Source organism: Streptomyces colonosanans (assembly GCF_001866645.1).
Classification (GTDB): domain Bacteria; phylum Actinomycetota; class Actinomycetes; order Streptomycetales; family Streptomycetaceae; genus Streptomyces; species Streptomyces colonosanans.
The window spans coordinates 1-19,378 of record NZ_MLYP01000029.1 but is presented as its reverse complement, the minus strand read 5'-3'; the positions used below and the strand labels follow the sequence as shown (position 1 = coordinate 19,378).

At 69.7% G+C, this 19,378-nt stretch carries 15 protein-coding genes and 1 pseudogene; 6 read left to right on the top strand and 10 right to left on the bottom strand.

Translation table 11 applies throughout. The features are described 5' to 3' along the window. Nucleotides 1–24 precede the first annotated feature (24 nt). The 6 genes and pseudogenes from BIV24_RS11235 to BIV24_RS36405 all read left to right on the top strand — a co-directional run bounded on the left by BIV24_RS11235 (nucleotide 25) and on the right by BIV24_RS36405 (nucleotide 5,773). Nucleotides 25–2,301, top strand: coding sequence for a xanthine dehydrogenase family protein molybdopterin-binding subunit (locus BIV24_RS11235; RefSeq protein ID WP_079168170.1), 2,277 nt, complete (start codon nucleotides 25–27; stop codon nucleotides 2,299–2,301). Next, the gene (locus BIV24_RS11230) at nucleotides 2,298–3,230 is read left to right on the top strand and encodes an FAD binding domain-containing protein (RefSeq protein ID WP_071366105.1); all 933 of its coding nucleotides are present in this window, start codon (nucleotides 2,298–2,300) and stop codon (nucleotides 3,228–3,230) included. The genes BIV24_RS11235 and BIV24_RS11230 overlap by 4 nt, the downstream gene beginning before the upstream one ends. Further along, entirely contained in the window at nucleotides 3,227–3,709 is a 483-nt protein-coding gene (locus BIV24_RS11225) for a (2Fe-2S)-binding protein (RefSeq protein ID WP_071366104.1), read from the top strand. The genes BIV24_RS11230 and BIV24_RS11225 overlap by 4 nt, the downstream gene beginning before the upstream one ends. Beyond that, a pseudogene (locus BIV24_RS11220) lies at nucleotides 3,633–4,022 on the top strand (AfsR family transcriptional regulator); the annotation flags it as partial. The gene BIV24_RS11225 and the pseudogene BIV24_RS11220, both read left to right, overlap by 77 nt. Before the next feature lie 692 nt (nucleotides 4,023–4,714). Beyond that, nucleotides 4,715–5,371, top strand: a complete 657-nt coding sequence (locus BIV24_RS11215) for a TMEM175 family protein (protein WP_071366102.1) — start codon at nucleotides 4,715–4,717, stop codon at nucleotides 5,369–5,371. A gap of 36 nt (nucleotides 5,372–5,407) precedes the next feature. Further along, entirely contained in the window at nucleotides 5,408–5,773 is a 366-nt protein-coding gene (locus BIV24_RS36405; RefSeq protein WP_079168169.1) for a transposase, read from the top strand. Between the two features lie 63 nt (nucleotides 5,774–5,836). Here the strand turns inward: BIV24_RS36405 and BIV24_RS11210 are convergent, their stop codons facing one another. From BIV24_RS11210 to BIV24_RS11165, 10 genes are all read right to left on the bottom strand, one after another. Continuing rightward, a complete protein-coding gene (locus BIV24_RS11210) occupies nucleotides 5,837–6,622 on the bottom strand; it encodes an SDR family NAD(P)-dependent oxidoreductase (protein WP_071366101.1) in 786 nt (261 codons plus the stop codon). Between the two features lie 152 nt (nucleotides 6,623–6,774). Further along, nucleotides 6,775–7,236 (bottom strand): aldo/keto reductase, encoded by a 462-nt coding sequence (locus BIV24_RS11205; protein ID WP_071366100.1) that lies wholly within the window; start codon nucleotides 7,234–7,236, stop codon nucleotides 6,775–6,777. A gap of 289 nt (nucleotides 7,237–7,525) precedes the next feature. After that, nucleotides 7,526–7,807, bottom strand: coding sequence for a DUF5132 domain-containing protein (locus BIV24_RS11200; protein ID WP_071366099.1), 282 nt, complete (start codon nucleotides 7,805–7,807; stop codon nucleotides 7,526–7,528). A gap of 204 nt (nucleotides 7,808–8,011) precedes the next feature. Next, nucleotides 8,012–9,151 carry an alpha/beta fold hydrolase gene (locus tag BIV24_RS11195; protein WP_177198685.1) on the bottom strand — a complete coding sequence of 380 codons (1,140 nt, stop codon included), beginning with the start codon at nucleotides 9,149–9,151 and terminating at the stop codon, nucleotides 8,012–8,014. Nucleotides 9,152–9,563: 412 nt separating this feature from the next. Continuing rightward, nucleotides 9,564–10,316 carry a thioesterase II family protein gene (locus tag BIV24_RS11190; RefSeq protein WP_071366097.1) on the bottom strand — a complete coding sequence of 251 codons (753 nt, stop codon included), beginning with the start codon at nucleotides 10,314–10,316 and terminating at the stop codon, nucleotides 9,564–9,566. A gap of 2 nt (nucleotides 10,317–10,318) precedes the next feature. Next, the gene (locus tag BIV24_RS11185) at nucleotides 10,319–10,543 is read right to left on the bottom strand and encodes a hypothetical protein (protein WP_245766758.1); all 225 of its coding nucleotides are present in this window, start codon (nucleotides 10,541–10,543) and stop codon (nucleotides 10,319–10,321) included. Continuing rightward, nucleotides 10,519–11,262 carry an SRPBCC family protein gene (locus tag BIV24_RS11180; protein WP_071366096.1) on the bottom strand — a complete coding sequence of 248 codons (744 nt, stop codon included), beginning with the start codon at nucleotides 11,260–11,262 and terminating at the stop codon, nucleotides 10,519–10,521. The genes BIV24_RS11185 and BIV24_RS11180 overlap by 25 nt, the downstream gene beginning before the upstream one ends. A gap of 34 nt (nucleotides 11,263–11,296) precedes the next feature. Continuing rightward, on the bottom strand, nucleotides 11,297–12,532 hold the full coding sequence (locus BIV24_RS11175) for a cytochrome P450 (protein ID WP_071366095.1): 1,236 nt from the start codon (nucleotides 12,530–12,532) through the stop codon (nucleotides 11,297–11,299). 5 nt (nucleotides 12,533–12,537) lie between these two features. Continuing rightward, nucleotides 12,538–12,753, bottom strand: a complete 216-nt coding sequence (locus tag BIV24_RS11170; RefSeq protein ID WP_071366094.1) for an MbtH family protein — start codon at nucleotides 12,751–12,753, stop codon at nucleotides 12,538–12,540. A gap of 2 nt (nucleotides 12,754–12,755) precedes the next feature. Beyond that, nucleotides 12,756–19,378: non-ribosomal peptide synthetase (locus tag BIV24_RS11165; RefSeq protein WP_143064592.1), on the bottom strand; the 6,623-nt coding region annotated here is incomplete at its 5' end.

Genomic DNA, 19,378 nt, shown 5'->3' with positions numbered 1-19,378 from the left:
CGCAATGCACGACGAGGTGTTGTTGTGGCGCAATGGGTGAGGCGCGAGGACGAGCGACTGCTCACCGGGAAAGGCCGCTATGTGGCCGATATCGACGTGCCGGGCTGTCTGGACGCCGCGTTCGTGAGAAGCGAAGTGGCTCACGGCCTGCTGCAGGCTGTGGACTGTACGGCGGCCCGTGACGTGCCGGGTGTCGTGGGCGCCTGGTCGGCGGCGGATCTGCCGGACCTTCCTCGGGTGCCGTACACCTTGCTGGCCGGACTCTCCACGGAGGACGCCGTCGCGGGCCGGGAGTGGCCGGCTCTTGTGAAGGACCGGGTGCGCTACCCGGGCGAGGCGCTGGCGGTCGTTCTCGGAGAGGACCGGTACCGGGCCGAGGACGGGGCTGCCGAGGTCACCTCCACGATCGATCCCCTGCCCGCCGTGGTGACACCATCTGCGGCGCTGGACGACTGCGTCCGCCTGTTCGACGGATTGAGCAACATCGCCCTGCGGGGCGAGTCGGGAGAACCCATCGACCCGTCCGTCTGGCAGGACGCAGCCGCCGTCGTCGAGGCCAGATACCGTCAGCAACTGTTGATGCCCAGCCCCATGGAATGCCGCACGATCCTCGCCGTACCCGAGGGAGATCGGCTGACGGTGTGGTCGGGGCACCAGATGCCGCACCGGCTGCGTCGTGAACTGGCCGCGCTGCTCGGCTGGCCCACCGACCGGATCCGGGTCGTCGTCCCGGACACCGGAGGCGCCTTCGGGTCCAAGAGCGCCGCCTTCCCCGAGTTCGTGGTCGTCGCCCACCTGGCGGTGAAGCTCGGGCGGCCGGTGCGCTGGATCGAGGACCGCCTGGAGTCGATGCTCGTCGCCACCCGGGGCAGAGGACAGGACCAGACCGTCCGGCTCGCCGCAGACGCCGAAGGGCGGCTCCTCGCCTATGAGCTGACGATCGACGCCGACATCGGCGCCTACCCGCACCTCGGTGCGGGACTGCCCATGCAGACGGCATGGATGGCGACCGGCGCGTACACCACCCCACGCGTCCACGCGACGCTGCGCTCGGTTCTCACCAACACCATGGTGACCTATCCGTACCGGGGCGCCGGTCGTCCCGAGGCCGCGATCGCGATCGAGCGGACCATGGACCTGCTGGCCCGGCGGCTAGGGCTCGACCCGATCGAGCTGCGTCGGCGTAACTTCATTCCGCTCGACGCCTTTCCGTACGAGACGCCGACCGGACGCCGCTACGACAGCGGGAACTACGCCGCCGCCCTGGACCTGGCCCTCGAGACGCTCGGCTACGAGAAGTGGCGTGCGGAGCAGGCCCGCCGACGCGAGGACCCGGACGCCCTGCCACTGGGCATCGGCGTCTCCTGCTACGTGGAGCGCTCCGGTGGCGAACCAGGCGGCCTCCACGAGTTCGGCAGCCTCGAGGTCCACGAAGACGGCACCGTCACCGCCCGGTGCGGTGCGGCGCCCAGCGGCCAGGGTCACGAGACGGTCTTCCCCGCACTGGTCGCCAAGGCCCTCGGCATCCCGGAGGCGCAGGTCCGCCTTGTCGAAGGCGACACCGACGAGCAGCCCGAAGGACTGGGCTCCTTCGCCAGCCGGTCGGCGCAGGTGGCAGGCGCCATGCTCCAGCACGCGGCGACCCTCCTGATCGACGAGGCCCGCACACGGGCGGCGGAGCTGTGGGACCTGCCGGTCGACGAGGTCCAGTGGGCGGACGGCACCGTGCACGCCGCCCATGACGGTTCGGCGGCCACGAGCCTGGGCGACCTGGTGAAGACCACAGGGCCGTTGCGCGTCGAGGACCGGTACGCGGCCGGCATGGCATTCCCCTTCGGCGCCCACGCGGCGGTGACCGAGGTGGACCCGGACCTGGGCACCGTGAACGTCCTGCGGCTCGTAGCCGTCGACGACTGCGGAGTGGTCCTCAACCCCACGATGGTGCACGGGCAGGCATTCGGATCGGCCGTACAGGGCATCGGACAGGCCCTCTACGAAGGCATGACGTTCCACGACGACGGCGTACCGCATCTGGCGAGCGGATTCCTCGACTACCTGCTCCCGACGTTTACGGAGATCCCGCCCATCGACATCAGGGACACCCGCACCCCCAGCCCCACCACGCCGCTGGGTGCCAAGGGCGCGGGGGAGTCGGGCTGCATCGGCACCCCGGCAGCCATCGTCAACGCCGTGGCCGACGCCCTGCGGATCGCCGATCCCGACCTGCTGCAGATGCCGCTCACCCCGGACAGCGTCTGGCGCGCGGCACGCGCCTCGAGACACCAGGAAGGCGTTCGGTGAAACCCGCATCCTTCGACTACGTGGCACCCCGTACCGTCGCCGAGGCCGTCGAGGCACTCGGCGACACCAGGCGCAAGGCCCAGGTGCTCGCCGGAGGGCAGAGCCTGATCCTGGAGATGCACCTGCAACGCATCCGGCCCCAGCTCGTCGTCGACATCAACCGCATCCCGGAGCTCGACCGCATGAGTATCGAGGGCGACGAGCTGCGCGTCGGCGCCCTGATCCGCCACGCGGCTTTCGAACCGGCCGATGCCGTACCGGGCCCACTCGGCACCCTGCTGTCCCGGGCCGTGGTCAACATCGCCCACCCGCCTATCCGTTCCCGCGGGACCATGGCCGGCAGCTTCGCCTGGGCCCATCCCGCCTCGGAATGGTGCGCCATCGGCGTCGCCCTGGACGCCACCGTGGAGGTGAACGGCCCCGACGGTGCCCGCGCCATCCCGGCCGGCGACTACTTCCTCGGGCCCTACAACACCGCGCGTCGGCCCCAAGAGCTCATCACCGCCGTACGCCTTCCGCTGCTCGGCGAGAACAGCGGTGTGGGCTTCATCGAGCACCGCCGCACTCACTTCTGCTTCGCCCAGGTTGCCGTCGCCGCGGCCCTCACGATGAACGACGGCGTGATCAGTGGCGCACGGATCGGACTGGTCAACTCCGCCGACCGCCCGGTACGGGCCCGCGCCGCCGAACGGTCGCTGCTCGGTACCGAACTCGGCACGCTCCCGAAGGTGCTCCGCCTGCCCGACGACCATCCGTTCGCCCGCGCCGGCCGCGTCGCCGCCCAGGATGACGCCGCACCGGTCGCCGAGCCGTACGCCGACGCGGAGTACAAGCGGCAGGCCATTGCCGTCCTGGTCGGCAGAACGCTTCGCGAAGCGGCGTCGGACCAGCGTGCGCGCATGGCCGCACGGGAGGAAGGCCACCGATGAAGATCACGCTGACGGTGAACGGCGCGGAACACGCCCTCGACGTGGAACCCCGTCGCCTGCTCGCCGACGTGCTGCGCGACGACCTGCGCCTCACCGGTACGCACCTGGGCTGCGAGCACGGCATCTGCGGGGCCTGCACCGTCCTCATGGACGGCGAGGCGGTCCGAGCGTGCCTGGTGCTGGCCGTGCAATGCGACGGCAGCTCCGTCCGCACGGTGGAGGGGCTCACGGGACCCGACGGCGAACCTCACCCCCTGCAACGGGCCTTCTCGGCCGAGCACGCACTCCAGTGCGGATTCTGCACACCAGGCTTCCTCATGGCGGCCGCCGGAGCACTCGAAGCCGATCCCGACCTCGCCGACAACCCGGAAGCCATTGCGGCCGTGGTCGGATCCAACATCTGCCGGTGCACCGGCTACGAACCCATCCGACGCGCCATCACGCGCGCGGCCCAGGAGCAGCGGGAAACCACCGTCTGACACGCACGAGCGGATGTCTGCCGAACCGCAGCCAGCCCAACTGCCCCACGACCTGCCAGTGTTCACAGGACGGCGCGCCGAACTCGATGAGGTTCTCAAGATGCTCGACGGTGGCGGGCAGCACGCCGAGACAGTGGTGATCAGCGCCATCGGCGGAATGGCGGGTGTCGGCAATACCACGCTCGCCGTCCACTGGGCCCGCCAGGTCGCCGACCGATATCCGGACGGGCAGCTCTACGTCAACCTGCGCGGCTTCGACCCCTCCGGGGCCGTCATGGACCCGGGCGAGGCCGTCCGTGGTTTCCTCGACGCGCAGCAACGCGACGAGATCGGCGGTGTTCAAGGCAAGTCGTCTACTGACTGTCGAGCGCTGGGACCTGGACGATATTTCGCGTTACTTGAGGTGCTTACGTGATCAGATGCGTGCCGTCACTTGTCGCCGCTCCGGCTACCGAACGTCGGTTTGCGCAGATGTCATGGTCGGCTCCCGTGTAACGCATTCTCCGGCGCCAGGGCATGTCGACACCACCGCGCTCTGTAGTGATCGGCTGACGAAATCTTCGTCAGTCTGTAGAGCCGCGGCCCAGGTCCGCCACGAGCGAGTGGTATTGAGTCGGCGCGCTCCAAGCGCTGCAGGTACGCGTGATGCATGCGGTGGTCATCTCCAGGAGGGATGACAGGCATGCCAAACTTCGCCACGGGTGAGTGAACAAGAGGGGCTGACTTCTCCGCCCGCGCCCTCTTCTTGTCCGGGAGCGCACAGCACTCTTCTCGGCGGATGGGGAAGGAGACGGCACCCATACTTGTGATCCGTCACCGCTGCAAGCGGCAGTTGGTGCAACTCGGAGCCCAGAGAGGGGTCGGACCCCGCTCGCGGGCCCACGGTCAGACCGACGGAGCGCACGGACGGTGGCCCAAGAACTGGCGGACGGACCGATCCCTCGAGGATGCGCCGCGACGGAAACCGCCCGAATCCGACATGAGCCAAGTAGTCCAGGAGCCGACTTGTCCCGTACCCATCCTCGCAAGTTCTCTCGTTCCGAGACCACACGGGCCGAGGCCTTCAGTGACGGGGTGTTCGCCATTGCCGTCACGCTTCTGGTCCTCAATCTCGCTGACCCGCCGCACAAGCCGGGCGGCCTTGGCCGGGCTTTGCTGGCTCAGTGGCCTGCCTATCTCGGCTACCTGGCGTCCTTCGCTTATGTTGCGGTGATCTGGCTCAACCACCATCAGGCGTTCGTCCGCATCAGGGCCATGGACCGCGGACTACATGCCGCCAACCTGTTTCTCCTGCTCACCACGGCGGCACTCTCCTTCCCCACGGCGGTGGTCGCGGACGCACTGCAGGCCGACCTCACGGACTCCGACGCGCGGGTGGCCGTTGCTCTCTACGCCGGCCTCGCCGCAGCGATGTGCCTGAGCTGGGTTGCCTTCTATCAACAGATCGCCCGGCGGCCCGAGCTGCTGGACCCTGACGTGGAGGACACGTATGTGCGGCACGGACGGCTTCGCTCGTGGGCCGGAGCCCTCGCCTACACCGTCGCCGGGCTTCTTGGGGTGTTCATCGCACCGTTGCTGGCGATCGCGGTGTTCGTCCTCCTCCCGGTCTTCTACTTCGTCACCAGCGAAGGCCTGCCCGGCGGGCGGGACGGCTCCTCTTGATACAGCACCCCGTGGAGATTCCCGGGCTGTGGGCCGGTGACGGGGGGCGAGGACGCGAAGTACTGGCAGACGGTCCTGACCGAGAGCAAGAACCGGGGCGTGCGCGCTGTGCTGATGCTGGTCTGCGACGGTCTGTCGCCCTGTCCGACAGTGAACGTCGCCTGGCCGCAGACAGTGGTGCAGACCTGCATCGTCCCCTGCTCGCAACAGCCTGCGCTACGCGTCCCGCCGGGACTGGGCCGGCGTCGCCCGAGACGCCAAGTCCGTCTACGCCGCCGTCGGCGAGGAACCGGCCGTCAGTGGCTGAACGAGTTCAGCGAGACGTGGGGCAAGAAGGGCCCCTCGATCACCAGTAGTCGGGAGCGGACTCCAGGGGAGGCTGAAGCGGACGGCCCCGCGTGAGCCCGGGGAGGTGCGAGGGGAAGCAGCAGACTGTTTTCCAGGGCCGCGACGACGGCTGCGACCTCAGAAGAAGCCGCCGTCGACGGGCAGGGTGCGGCCGGTCATATAGGCGGCGTCGTCGGAGGCGAGGAAGGCGTAGCCCGCGGCGATCTCTTCCGGCTGTGCCAGGCGGCCGAGCGCCCCGTGGACCGCGAGCCATTGAGGCAGGGGCATGGTGTCCCGGACTTTGGGGTGCTGGTAGCTGTGGACGTTCTCGGCCGCCATATCCGTGGCGGTGCCGCCGGGGGCGATGGCGTTGATGGTGATGCCGCGCTGGCCGAGTTCGGCGGACAGATTGAGGACCATTGCTTCCACGGCCGCCTTGGACGCCGCGTACAAGGTGTGGCCGAACACTGCCCGGGAGGCGCTGACGGAGGAGGTGAGCACGATCCGACCGCCCGCACTCATGTGGGCGGCGGCGTGCTGCGCGGCGAACAGTTGACCTCGGGTGTTGACGGCGAAGACGCGGTCGAAGTCGGCCGGGGCGATGTTCTCCAAGGCGTCGAAGTGCTCGATGCCTGCGCAGGACGCCAGGACGTCGAGCTGCCCGAACTCTGCCACTGCCCGTTCGACAAGGTCTTTCGTCTGGTCGGATTCGGCGACGTCGGCGCGCAGTGCCATGGCGCGGCCGCCGTCGGTGCTGAGCGCGGAGGCGAGGGCCTGCGCCTTCTCCTGGTTGTCTCGGTAGCCGATGGCGACGGCGGCCCCCTCCGCAGCCAGGCGCGCGGCGACTGCCGCGCCGATCCCTCGGCTGCCTCCGGTGACCACGGCGACCTTGCCTGCGAAACGCGAGCTGTGCACTGCTGTCATTGTTTTCTTCCTTTCCGGTGTGTTGCCTCGCATCTGCCCGTGGAGCGCCGCCCCGTGTGTTGACGCTCCTTCAGATCCGGTGCTGTTACCTCGGAAACCAGCCGCAGACGGCGAGGTGCAGCGTCGGCTTGGACGCCGTACTCACTCGGTCATCACACACTCTCCGGGGACGGGCCGACGGCCGGGGTCGCCGCGGCCGTGATGGAGACGATGTCCTGCAGCTCGGCTTCGTCGAGCGTGATGTCCGCTGCCGCGAGGCTGTCGTCGACGTGGTGGGCCTGCCGGGTGCCGACGATGGCCACGTGCGCTCCGGGACGGGCCAGGGTCCATGCGATGGCCAGCTGGCTGACCGTCATGTCGCGGAATGCGGCGAACTCCTGGAGCTCGCGGACGACGGCGAGGTTGCGTTGGTAGCTTTCGCCGCGGAAGACGCTGCTCTCGGCGCGCCAGTCGTCGGCGGGGAAGGCGGTGTCCTTGCTGAGGGTGCCGGTGAGCAGGCCGTGCGCGAGCGGGCCGTAGACCAGCACACCGATGTCGTGCTGCCGGGCGTAGGGCAGGATCGCGTCTTCGATCTCGCGGCGGAAGGGGTGGTACGGCGGTTGCAACGTCTCCACCGGTTCCTGCTCCGTAACACCGGCGTCACCGCCGAGGACCTGTTCGTGGACGGCGGGCTGCGCGTGACCTGACCAGTCTCGCCGGTGAGGTGGTGCAGATATCGGCTGTCATCACGCGAACCGGGACGAGGGCTCCTTCAAAGCCATCAGGCAGGAAAGAGGGGCCAGCCTTCGGTGCCGGCGTTGTCGAAGGCGACGTCGAGGCGCTTGAAGTGGTCCTGGTCCCACCAGCGGGTGGTGGGAGCAGATTGCTCCCACCCGTACCCGGTTTCTTGTGGACCGCCGGTGTTCAGTCTGCTGTGACGCCCCGCGCCGCGAGCTTGCCGTCGGGCTTGGCCTCACCATCGGCTTGGATATGACGCCTCCGAGGCGAACGGGTCGCGAGACGCTCGGCGGCCACTTCGGCGGTGAGGTCCTGGATCTCCTCGCCGGCCTCGATGGCTGCACGCTTGACTTCGAGAGTCAGACCGACCGACGTCTTGACGATGCCCCGCATCAGCGGTTTGCCGACTCTTTTGAGCAGGGGGGTCGTGATCAGGCCGATGAGGAAGGGAGGTACTACAGGGGGCATGCGCGAACCCTCTCTTGTGTACACAACACGGCTCCTGCCGCCGCACGTGCTGGGCCCGCCATGTCGGTCAGCGGCGCTGGGCAGGAATTCCACCCCCACCGGAACACACCGTAGTCGGGCCTCGGCAGATGCGCCCGAGTGTGCCGACGCCTTTCATTCGTTTGGGCGGAGGAGCGCCGGAGTCCACGGTGGTTCCGAAACCGTTCACGGTGGGTTCGGCGTGCCCGCCGCACAGTCGTCCAGAAATGAGCTCACCACCTGCACGACGAACTCGGGCACCTGGTTCGGAAAATCATGGCCGGTTCCCGCCGGGGTGTAGACCCTCCGGGCATTGCTGGAAGTCGCGAGAAACCGTTCCCTTACGGTGAGGAAGAAGTGCCGAACCCGGGCGTTCTCCCGCGCGTCGACCGCATCGAAGATCTCGTCACCACCGGTCAGGTCGCGTGGCGCCACGAGGAGGAGCGGGAGCGAGTCGAGATCGCCGTCGTGCACGACCGTGTGCCAGCCGTCTCTCGTTATGCCGTCCGGCGACAGCTCTCGCAGGATCGACGCGGCGGCGCAGGCTGCTTTGGCACTGGTCTCGACCGCGGAGAGGACCTGCGCCGGGTCCTCGGAGGCATGAGCCCCGTTCCTGTCTGCAAGGGCGTGGAGGCCGAAGAGGCGGCGCATCGCGATGGCGATCTGCTGCCCGGCGGCCCGCCGTAGGGCTGGTACAGGCGGGCCAAAGGCGATCGCGTCGGGTGGGGTCGGATCGAGCAGCACCAGACCCGACACCAGGTCGGGGCGGCGCCTGGCTGCGTTGGCCATGAGCAGTCCCCCGAAGGAGTGCCCCACCAAGACGTAGGGCCCCTTTTCGCCGCCCCGCTCCAGCACGGCGAGCAGTTCGACGGCTTCGGCGGCCGTCGTGCGGGGGAACGGGCCCGGGTCGCTCCAGCCGGAGCCCGGACGGTCCACCAGGACCGAACGCATCCGCTCCCGCGCCAACGCGTGCAGCGGGTACAGGGCGTACCCGCCGACATGGCCGCCCGGCATCCACACCACCGTCGGCCGTGTCCCCCTGTCCCCTTCGGCGAGGATGTGCATGCGATGACCGCCCAGGTCGACCATTCGTCCGGGTGGCGGATGCCTCACCCGTACGCGTGCCACATGCACCAGGTGGCGAAGAGACCCGAGAGCGAGTGCCAGGGCCGCGGCGCAGAGCACACCGCCGAGAACCCTCCAGCCGCTTCCGAGGGCGATACACCACGCGCCGGCAGCCGCCGGCAGCAGAGCGATGACCAGTCCGGCCCAGTCCCGGCTGAGCAGCCGGAGCGTTGCGTCGGTGGCGCGTGTGTCCGGTCGCATCGTTGCCTCCATCTCGGTCCTCGTGGCCGCTGCTGCCGATGCCGTGCGCCTGAGTGCCCGGTACAGGCATCGTCCCCGGGGAACCCGGCGGGCGCCATACGCCGCGACATCGGGCTCCGCCTCCAGTCGCAGCCGTACGGGCAGCCGCTGGAGCCGACATGCTCAGCCGGGTTGAACGGTGCGCCATGTCCGGAAGCGGTGCCCGATCGCCGCTGGCCCGGATGGGCGACCGGTGCGAGTCGCAGCCTTGAGTTTGCGAGCAGCTCCGGGCTGAACAGGTACCGGCTCGTCCGGTCGTCGGCCCGGGGCGGCAGGCGCGGATGGTGCGGCCCGGTGGGGCAGTACGCCGCGCTTGGTGAGGTTGTCGTTCTTCACCTCCTGCATGTCGGAGCACTCCCCACCCGAAGGTGCGTTACGTCGCGGGCGTCAAGTGCCGGGCGACGTCCGCGACCACTTCGGCTTCGTGAGGCACGAGGTAGAAATGGTCGCCGCGGAACGAGCGCAGTTCGAAGGAGCCCGGGGCGGCGAGTTCGGACCAGGCGAGCACCCGGTCGTGAACACAACTCGGGTCGTCCCGACCGACGTACGCAGTGATCGGTGCCTTGACCGGGCTGGGATGGCGGGGGTGGTAGCCCTCGATGAGCCGGTAGTCCGCGCGGAGGGCGGGCAGCAGCAGCTCACGCAGCTCGGGGACGTCGTATGCCTCTGAGTGCAGGTCTCCGAGCTGTCGCACGCGGGCGATGAGGGCTTCGTCGTCGGTGAGGTGCAGTGCGGTGTGTTCGGCGCTGTGGGGAGCGGCGCGTGCCGAGACCAGCAGGTGCTGCGGGACGATGCCGCGGGCCTCCAGCCGTAGGGACACCTCGTAAGCGACGCAAGATCCCATGCTGTGTCCGAAGAGCGCCAACGGCCGGTCGAGCCAGGGCAGCAGGGCGTCCTCGATCGAGTCGGCCAGGGTGGCCATGTCCTCGATGCACGCTTCGGCGAGCCGGTCCTGGCGGCCGGGGTACCGCACGGCGAGCACCTCGATGTCCCGTGGCAGCAGCATAGGCCAGCCGTGGAACAGCTGTGCCGTGCCGCCGGCGTGCGGGAAACACACCAGTCGGAGCCTGGGGTCCTCCGCGCGCCGGTGAACACGGAACCACTTCTTGTCGTTGTGGGCCGCCATGGCTACCGGAAACCGTTGAGCTGCTTGGAGTCGAGCTTGGAGAGGAATGTGGGAATCTGCTCCACCGCCCTCCTGGGGATGTACGCGGTCTGCACGGTGTGGCGCAGGCGGTCGGTGACGACGAGTTTGTAGACGCCGCCTTCCTGGATGAGCTCCGCGGAATACAGGAGTGTTCCGGTAGCGGACATCTGGCTTGCCTCCATCAGGGTGCCGCCTTCTCCAGCCATGCCTTCCACTCCTGCGTTGCCTGCTTCTCGTCGACGGGGTCGGTGAACAGATGGTGTCCGAGCCAGATCGGCCAGTTCCACGCGTACCCGTTGAAGAAGCGGTAGAGCCCGTCGGTGGTGCGCAGGCCGAGGAAGTTGCCGCTGAGGTAGTCCACGACGGCGTCCCGTGGCCCGCCGAGGCCGTCCGGTACGCGGAAGCGCACCGTGTCGCCGACGGCGGTGCCATCGGTGAGGCCGGCCTGCCGGAGCAGTGCGGTGAACACGTCGGCGTGCGCAGGTGGTGCGGGCCGGCCGGCCTTGACGTAGGTGGCGCGGCGCCCTTCGAAGTGGCGCAGGTACTCGGCGAGGCTGTGCTGGTAGAAGTCGACGTGTTTCTCGGCGGCGTCGGCGCGGGTGTCCCAGCCGTCGTCCACGGTTCCTTCGTGCACCCAGTGGATCCCCATGGAGAGATGGGAGATGCCGTCGTTCCCGGGTTCGATGGCGTAGCTGAGGGTGTTGGAGAAGCCCTTGCCGTCCTCGGAACGGCAGGCGAAGCGGTGCGGCGGCTTCCATTCGACGACGGTGGCGTGGCCGCGGGTGACGGCGCCGCCCACGTGTGGCTCGACCTCCATGGGGTAGAGCCAGCCGAGATTGCCGGCTCCGGTGGCGACCGCGTTCCAGACTTGTTGGGGTGTGGCCGGAAGGTCCTGTTCCCGGCGCACCCGGAATTCCCGGGTCATGACGGTGACTCCTTGATCAGCGATTCGGTGGTGTTCAGTAGGCGACGGGCAGCGCGACCAGGCGTCGCTGCAATGGGTTGGGACGCCACTCCAACTGGTTCGTGTCCAGGCGCAGTTCTGGAAGTCGACGGACGAGCGTGCCGATGGCCAGCTCGGTCTCCAGCCGGGCCAGTGGCGCCCCGAGGCAGAAGTGGGGTCCATTGCCGAAGCCCAGGTGCCGGTTGCCGGAGCGCGTGAGGTCCAGTCGATCAGGGGCCTCGAAGCGTTCGGGGTCGCGGTTGGCGGCGGCAAGCACCAGATACACCAGGTCCCCGGCGTCCAGGGTTTGTCCGGCGAACTCCACCTCCTCGGCCACCACCCGCACGATCGCCTGTGTCGGCGAGTCATAGCGCACCAGCTCGTCGACTGCCGCTCGGATCAGCGTGGGATCCGTGCGCAGCCCGGCCAACTGGCCGGGATTACAGAGCAGGGCGAGGGTGCCGTTGCCGATGAGGTTGGTGGTGGTCTCATCGCCCGCGGTGATGAGCATGAAGCAGGTGGACAGGAGCTCGGTGTCGGTGAGGTGGTCGTCGCGCGCCTGGGTGGCGACGAGCCCGCTGATCAGGTCGTCCCCAGGGGCCTTTCGCCGCCGGGCGACGAGCCACATCAGGTACTCCTCGAACTGGTCCACCACCTCCACGGCCTTGTCGATGTCCTCCGTCATCCGGCCCAGTACACGGAACCATCCCTTGACGCGTTCGCGGTCACCGTCCGGAATCCCGAACAGCTCGCAGACCACGGAGTGCGGCAACGGCGAGGCGAGTGCGGCGATGACGTCCATCGCATGCCCCGCCGCCAACGCCCTGTCGACGAGTTGGTCGACGGCCGCCTGGATGCGGTCCCGCAGCGCCTCGACACGCCGGACGGTGAACGCCTTGTTGACCAGCTTGCGCAGCCGGGCGTGTTCTGGCGGGTCGGTGTTGCTCATCACGCGTCCGAGCCGCGCGGTGAGCCGGCTGATGTCCCGCAGACTGCCGTCGCGGGCACCGAAAGCGCGGGTCATCCGGTCGCGGTCATTGGAGAGCCGCAGGTCGCCCAGGGCCTGCTCGACATCCGCGTACCGGGTCAGGTACCAGATGCCCTGCGGGCTGCGGTGCACCGGGGCTTCCCGGCGCATCCGGTCGTAGAGCGGGTACGGGTCGCGGCGGAACTCCGCCGAGAGCATCGCAGTGGTGATCTCGCCGGGTCCGGTACGCGGATCGGCCAGGGGATCACCGACGGTGGTCGTCATGAGGGCTACTCCTGGCCGTCCATCGCGTCGACGAGGCTCTCGGGTCGCATGTCGGTCCAGTGCTCTTCGATGTGGGCGAGGCATGCCTCGCGGGTGTCCTCCGGGTGTGCGACCGTCCAGCCGGCGGGGATGTCGGCGAAGGACGGCCACAGGGAGTGCTGGTTCTCCTCGTTGACGAGAACGATGTAGCGGCCGTCGTTGTCCTCGAAGGGGTTGGTCATGGTCACTGCTCCTGACAGGTCGTCGGGTTCGGTACGGTCCCGGCGATGTCCGCGATCTTCGCCGCGAGAATCGGGCCGATCTGGGCCAGGGAACCGGGTTGTGTCATGCGGTCGTGGCGGGTGGCGATGTCGTGGGACTCGATCCGCCCGGTGATATAGGGCTGCCAGATACCGGCGTTGGCCGAGTCGTCCTCTCGGTCGATGGTGGAGTTGAACAGCAGCAGGTCGCCGTCGAAGACGTCCGGCTCGTGGGCGAGTGCGAGCGTCGCGTTGTTGATCATGATGGCGACGACGGCTTCGATGTGGTGTTCCTCCAGGTTGGCCAGCGCGCTGCCGCGGCGTCGGAGAATCTCCATGACGTCGGGATAGGTCAGTGGCGCGTCACCCAGCTCGTCCGGGTCGCAGTCGGCCATGCCGACCAGCACGTCCCGTTCGCTGGGGACGGGTGCTTCGTCGAAGGTGACGTCCTTGACCGGGTAGGCGTCGAGGATCGCCAGCAGCGAGGTGCGTTCGCCCCGCTGGTGCAGCTCCGTGGCGATCGCGTGGGCGATGAGGCCACCCGCGGACCAGCCGAGCAGCATGTAGGGGCCCTCCGGCTGGATCTTGCGGATCTGGTCGGCGTAGTCGGCCGCCATCTCCTGGTAGGAGGTGGGCCGCGGCTCGGGCCGGCCGAGGCTGCGGGCCTGGATGGCGTAGACCGGGTGCTCGGGTCCCAGGTGGGTGAGCAGGCCGCTGTAGCACCAGCTGATGCCGCCGCCCGGGTGGATGCAGAACAGGGGGGTGCGGTCCCCGGTGGTGCGCAGGGGCAGGACGACGTCGAAGGCGTCCTCGGGGCTGCCCGTCGCCAGGCGCTCCGACAGGCCGGCGACCGTGGGGGCCTCGAACAGGGCGCGCAGCCCCAGCCCGACCCCCATGGTCTCCCGGATCCGGGAGACCAAGCGAGCGGCGAGCAGCGAGTGTCCGCCCAGGTCGAAGAAGCTGTCGTCGATGCTGACCCGTTCGCGACCCAGTACCTCGGCGAACAGGCCGCAGAGCAACTGCTCTTGAGGTGTGCGCGGGCCGCGTCCGGGCCCGGACGCGCCGTACTCGGGGGCGGGCAGCGTGGCGCGGTCGAGCTTGCCGTTGCGGGTCAGCGGCAGCGCATTGAGGGGAACGAACGCCGACGGGACCATGTACTCCGGAAGGGCGCGCCGCAACCGTTCGGACAGGTCCGCCGGGTCGGGCGCCGGGCCGGGCGCGGGTACCAGGTAGGCGACGAGTCGCTTGTCTCCGGGCCGGTCCTCGCGGACGACGACGGCGGTCTGGGCGACCCCGGGGCAACCGGCGAGCACTGCCTCGATCTCGCCGGGCTCGATCCGGAACCCGCGTAGTTTGACTTGGTCGTCGGCGCGACCGGTGAACTCCATTGTGCCGTCGGCCGGCCGCCGGACCAGGTCTCCGGTGCGGTACATGCGGCTGCCCGCCGGGCCGTACGGGTCGGCCACGAACCGCTCGGCGGTCATGCCCGGGCGGCCCAGGTAGCCGCGGGCGAGACCGGTCCCGGCGATGTACAGCTCGCCGACGACGCCCGGCGGGACCAGGCGCAGTCCGGCGTCGAGCACATGAAGGCGCATGTTCGCCATCGGTTGCCCGATCGGTACGCCGCGCATGGTGTCCGGTGGTGTGGTCATGCGGTGGTGGGCGGCGAAGGTGGTGGTCTCGGTGGGACCGTAGCCATTGACCACGCGGATGCCGGGGCAGGCCTCCATCACCCTGGCGACCGCCGTGGCGGAGACCACGTCACCGCCGGTCCACACCTCGCGCACACCGGCGAAGGCGTCCGGCCGTTCTTCCGCCACGAGACGGAAGAACCCGGCCGTCAGCCATAGACCGGTCACATCGTTGTCCGAGACCACCTGTCGCAGCGCCTGGGTGTCCAGTTGCCCGGGTGGGGCCACGACGATCCGGCCACCGCCGAGCAGGGGGACCCAGAACTCGTAGGTGGAGGCGTCGAAGGCCGTCGGGGAAAGCAGCAGCACCCGCTCGTGGGCGCCGCCGCTCCAGCAGGGGGCGAGGGCCAGACCCGCCACGTCGTGGTGGGTGATGGCGATGCCCTTGGGCTGCCCGGTCGAGCCGGAGGTGTACATCACGTAGGCCAACTGCTCAGGTAGGCAACGGACGTGAGGTTCGGTGGTCCGTGCCTCGGCCTGGCCGAGCGCGGTGAGCACGTCCTCGGTGAGCACCAGCGCCGCACCGGTCTCCCGCACGATCAGGTCGACGCGCGAGGACGGGAAGCGAGGGTCGAGCGGGACGTAGGTGCCGCCCGCCTTGACGATCGCCAGGATCGCCACGACCAGTTCCGGTGAACGCTCCAGCAGCACCGCCACCGCCGTCTCCGGCCGCACTCCCTGCCCGATCAGGGCATGGGCCAGGCGGTTGGCGCGCACGTCGAGTTCCGCGTACGTGAGAGTGGTGGCACCGCAGACGACCGCCACCGCGTCCGGGGTTGCGCGCACCCGGGCGGCGAACAGCTCGGGCAGCCCGGCCTCGGGCAACTTCACGTCGGCGTTCTCGGCGAGCAACTGACCGCGTTCTTCGACGGACACCGTGTCGATCCGGCTGATCGGCCGCTGCGGGTCGGCGACGACGGCTCGCAGCAGCCGGGCCCAGCGGGCGAAGAGCGCCTCGACGGTCTCCGGGTCGAACAGGTCGGTGGCGTACTCCACCGCTCCCAGAATTCCCGCGGGGCTGCCGTCGGGACCGTGCTGTTCGGCGAGACTGAACGTGAGGTCCACCCGGGCCGTACCGGTCGGCGCCGCCACGTGCCCGACGTTCAGACCAGGCAGGGTGAAGTCGGCCGCAGGGGCGTTCTGCAGGGCCAGCATGACCTGGAACAGCGGGTGGTGGGCGAGGGAACGGGCCGGATTGAGGACCTCGACCAGATACTCGAACGGCACGTCCTGGTGGGCGTAGGCCGCCAGAGCGGTCTGCCGGACGCGGCCGAGGAGTTCGGTGAAGGCCGGATCGCCGGAGGTGTCGGTACGCAGCACGAGGGTGTTGACGAAGAAGCCGACGAGGTCGTCGAGCGCCTGGTCGGTGCGGCCCGCGATCGGGCTCCCCAACGGGATGTCGTTCCCCGCGCCGAGCCTGCTGAGCAGTGTGGCCAGGCCCGCCTGCAGCACCATGAACACGCTCGCGCCGTGCTTCGTGGCCAGCTCCCGCAGCCCCTGGTGGAGCTCGGCGTCGATCCCCACCGCCAACTGACCGCCGCGGTGCGATGCGGTCGCGGGGCGCGGCCGGTCGGCCGGCAGCGTGATCTGCTCGGGCAGCCCGGCCAACGCCTTGGTCCAATAATCGAGTTGGGCGTAGAAGCGGCTGTCTGCGTCGGATGCCTCACCGAGCAGTTCCCGCTGCCACACCGTGTAGTCGGCGTACTGCACGGGCAGCGGAGACCATGCGGGCTCCTCGCCCCGGCACCTTGCCGCGTAGGCCGTGGCCAGGTCCCGTGAGAGCGGCCCCATGGACCAGCCGTCGCTCGCGATGTGGTGCACCACGACCAGGAGGACGTGCTCCTCGGGCGCGAGCGCGAACAGCTCTGCCCGAAGCGGTGGTTCGGCGTCGAGGTCGAACCCGCGCCTGGCCGCCTGCGCCAGCCGTTCGGGCAGCTCGGCCTCGTCGGTGTCGGTCACCGGCAGGCAGGGGCGGGCCTCCGACAGGGTGAGCACGTGCTGGTAGGGGACCCCGCCTTCGGCGCGGAAGGCGGTACGCAGGCTCTCGTGCCGGGCCACCACGTCCGCCAGCGACTCGCGCAGCGCCTGCCGGTCGACAGCGCCGGTCAGTCGCAGGGCGAGCGGCATGTTGTACGTGCCGCTCGGCCCGTCCATCTGGTGCAGGAACCACAGTCGGCGCTGCGCGTGGGACAGCGGCACCCGTTCGGGGCGCGCGCATGCGGTCAGCGCGGGCCTGGCCGCCTGTCCGGACTCGTCCAGCCGCCGCGCGAGACCGGCCACGCTCGGCGTCTCGAACAGGACCCGCACGTCGAGCTCGGCGTCGAGGACGGCCCGGATGCGGGAGACCAGGCGGGTGGCCAGGAGTGAGTGTCCGCCCAGGTCGAAGAAGTTGTCGTCGACCCCGACCCGGGGCAGACCGAGGACGTTCGCGAAGAGCTCGGCGAGGAGCTGCTCCTGCGGGGTGCGGGGGGCCCTGCTGGACGCCGCGGAGCCGAGGTCGGGCGCGGGGAGTGCGGCGCGGTCCAGCTTTCCGCCCGCGGTCAGCGGCAGCGCGTCGAGCGCGACGAACGCGGAGGGCACGAGGTAGTCGGGCAGCCGGTCCCGCACCCAGTCCCGCAGCTCGGTCATGAGGGCACCGGTGGCGCGGACCCCAGCTGGATCGTTGGTCAGCGACGTCGGCGAAGTACCGTGCCGGGCGGGCCGGCACAGCCCGTCCGGCACGCCCGACGGCAGCCGCGACAGGTCGGCGAAGACCACGTCCACCGCGTCGTCCGCCGTGCCGGACCAGGTCACGCCGACCCAGCGGCCGTACTCGGCACCGAGCACAGGGAACTCCTCCGGGTCCGGGCCGTCGTCGCCGTCCACCGTGTGGAGGCGGTCCAGCAGCTCGGGCAGCGGGGTGTCGCCGGTCTGCACGGCTCGGGCGATCGCGGCCTCCCGGGCGACGCGGCTGTTCGGTACACCGGTGACCCGCAACACGGCCGGGTCCTCCTCGACGAGGAGGCCGCGCAGGGTGTCCAGGCCGTCCCATGCCACCTCGGTCCGCCCTTCGAGCGGGAACGGGGCGACGGGCTGCTTGTGCAAGGCGACGTCGTAGCGGTAGCGGGTCAGCTCGTTGTGGTGGTGGCCTCGTTTGAGCTGGACGGTGACGGCGCCCAGGCCGTCGATGCGGTCGTGCAGGGCGGTGAAGTAGTCCGGGTCGACCAGGAGTTCCTTCTCGACCCGCACTGCCTGCTCCACCGCACGTCGCACCGCGGCGAGATCCGTGTCCGGGTCCGCCTTGTGCAGCTGCACGGCGGTGGTCAGCGACCGCAGCAGCCGTAGATTGCGGACGTCCCCGACGAACAGGGTTCCGCCGGGAGCGAGGAGTTCCATCAGCCGATCGATGACCTCGGCCAGGTACGCGTCTGTCGGGAAGTACTGGACCACGGAGTTGAGCACGATCGTGTCGAAGGTGCCGACGGGCAGCCCTTCGGTGTCGTGCGCCGGCTGCGTCCGCAGTACGACCCGTTCCACCAGGCCGGGTTCCTGCTTCACCTGGGAGGCGAGTGCGTCGACAGCCGTGGCGGAGAAGTCCGTGGCCCAGTACGTCTCGCATTCCGGAGCGAGTTGTGAGAGCAGCAGGCCGGTGCCGACACCGACCTCCAGCACCCGGCGGGGACGCAGGGCCCGGATGCGCTCCACGGTCGCGTCACGCCACTCCCGCATCTGCTCGACCGGGATCGGCTCGGCGTCATAACTGCTGTTCCAGCCCGTGAAGTTCTGCCCGAACGAGACTTCGTTCGCGGTGATGGGCAATGCGTCGTAGATCTCCCGCCACTCGCCCACATGGTCCTGTTCGATGCCGTGGTCGCGGACGGGCCGCGTGCCGTGGCGGGCCACCACGTAGGCGACGAGCTGCTTGTCCTCGGCGCGGTCCTGACGGGCGACCACGGCTGCCTGGGCGACATCGGGGTGGGCGATGAGCACCGTCTCCACCTCGCCGGGTTCGATGCGGAAGCCGCGGATCTTGACCTGCTGGTCGGCACGGCCGACGTACTCCAGGTCGCCGTCGGTGCGTCGGCGTACGAGGTCGCCGGTGCGGTACATGCGGCTGCCTGCCGGGCCGTACGGGTCCGCGACGAACCGTTCGGCGGTCAGCCCCGGACGGTTCAGATAGCCGCGGGCCAGTCCGGCACCGGCCACGTACAGCTCGCCGGGGACACCGGGCGGAACCGGCTGCAGCCGCTCGTCGAGGACGTGGACCCGGGTGTTGGCGATGGGGCGGCCGATGGGTGGTACCTGGCCGCAGGGGGTCAGGGGCTCGCTCATCGTCGCGCACACCGTGGTCTCGGTCGGGCCGTACGCGTTGATCATGCGGCGGCCGGGCGCCCACCGCTCGACCAGCTCGGGAGAGCACGCCTCACCGGCCACGACCAGCGTCGACACGGACAGCGCGCCCTCCGGCACGGCAGCCAGCACCGACGGCACCAGCGTCACATGCGTCACTCCGGCGGCAGGGTCGGTCAGGGCCGAAAGCGGCGATCCCGGAGGCGGCAGCACCAGCGTGGCGCCGGTCAGCAGCGCGGTGAAGAGCTCCGACACCGATGCGTCGAAGCTGGGCGAGGCGAATTGCAACACACGGCTGTGCGAGTCGATGGCGAACCGCTCCACCTGCGCCGCGACCAGACTGGAGACACCCCCGTGGCTGACCACGACGCCCTTGGGACGGCCGGTCGAGCCCGAGGTGTAGATCACGTACGCGGGATGGCGCGCGTCCAGCGCGACGACGGGATCCGTGGTGTCCGGGAAGCCGGAATCTTCGGTGACCAGGGCCGGATCGTCCACGACCAGCGCGGGTTGCGCATCCTCCAGCATGAACTCGACCCGGGACCGCGGATACTCCGGATCGATCGGCAGATACGCGGCTCCCGCCT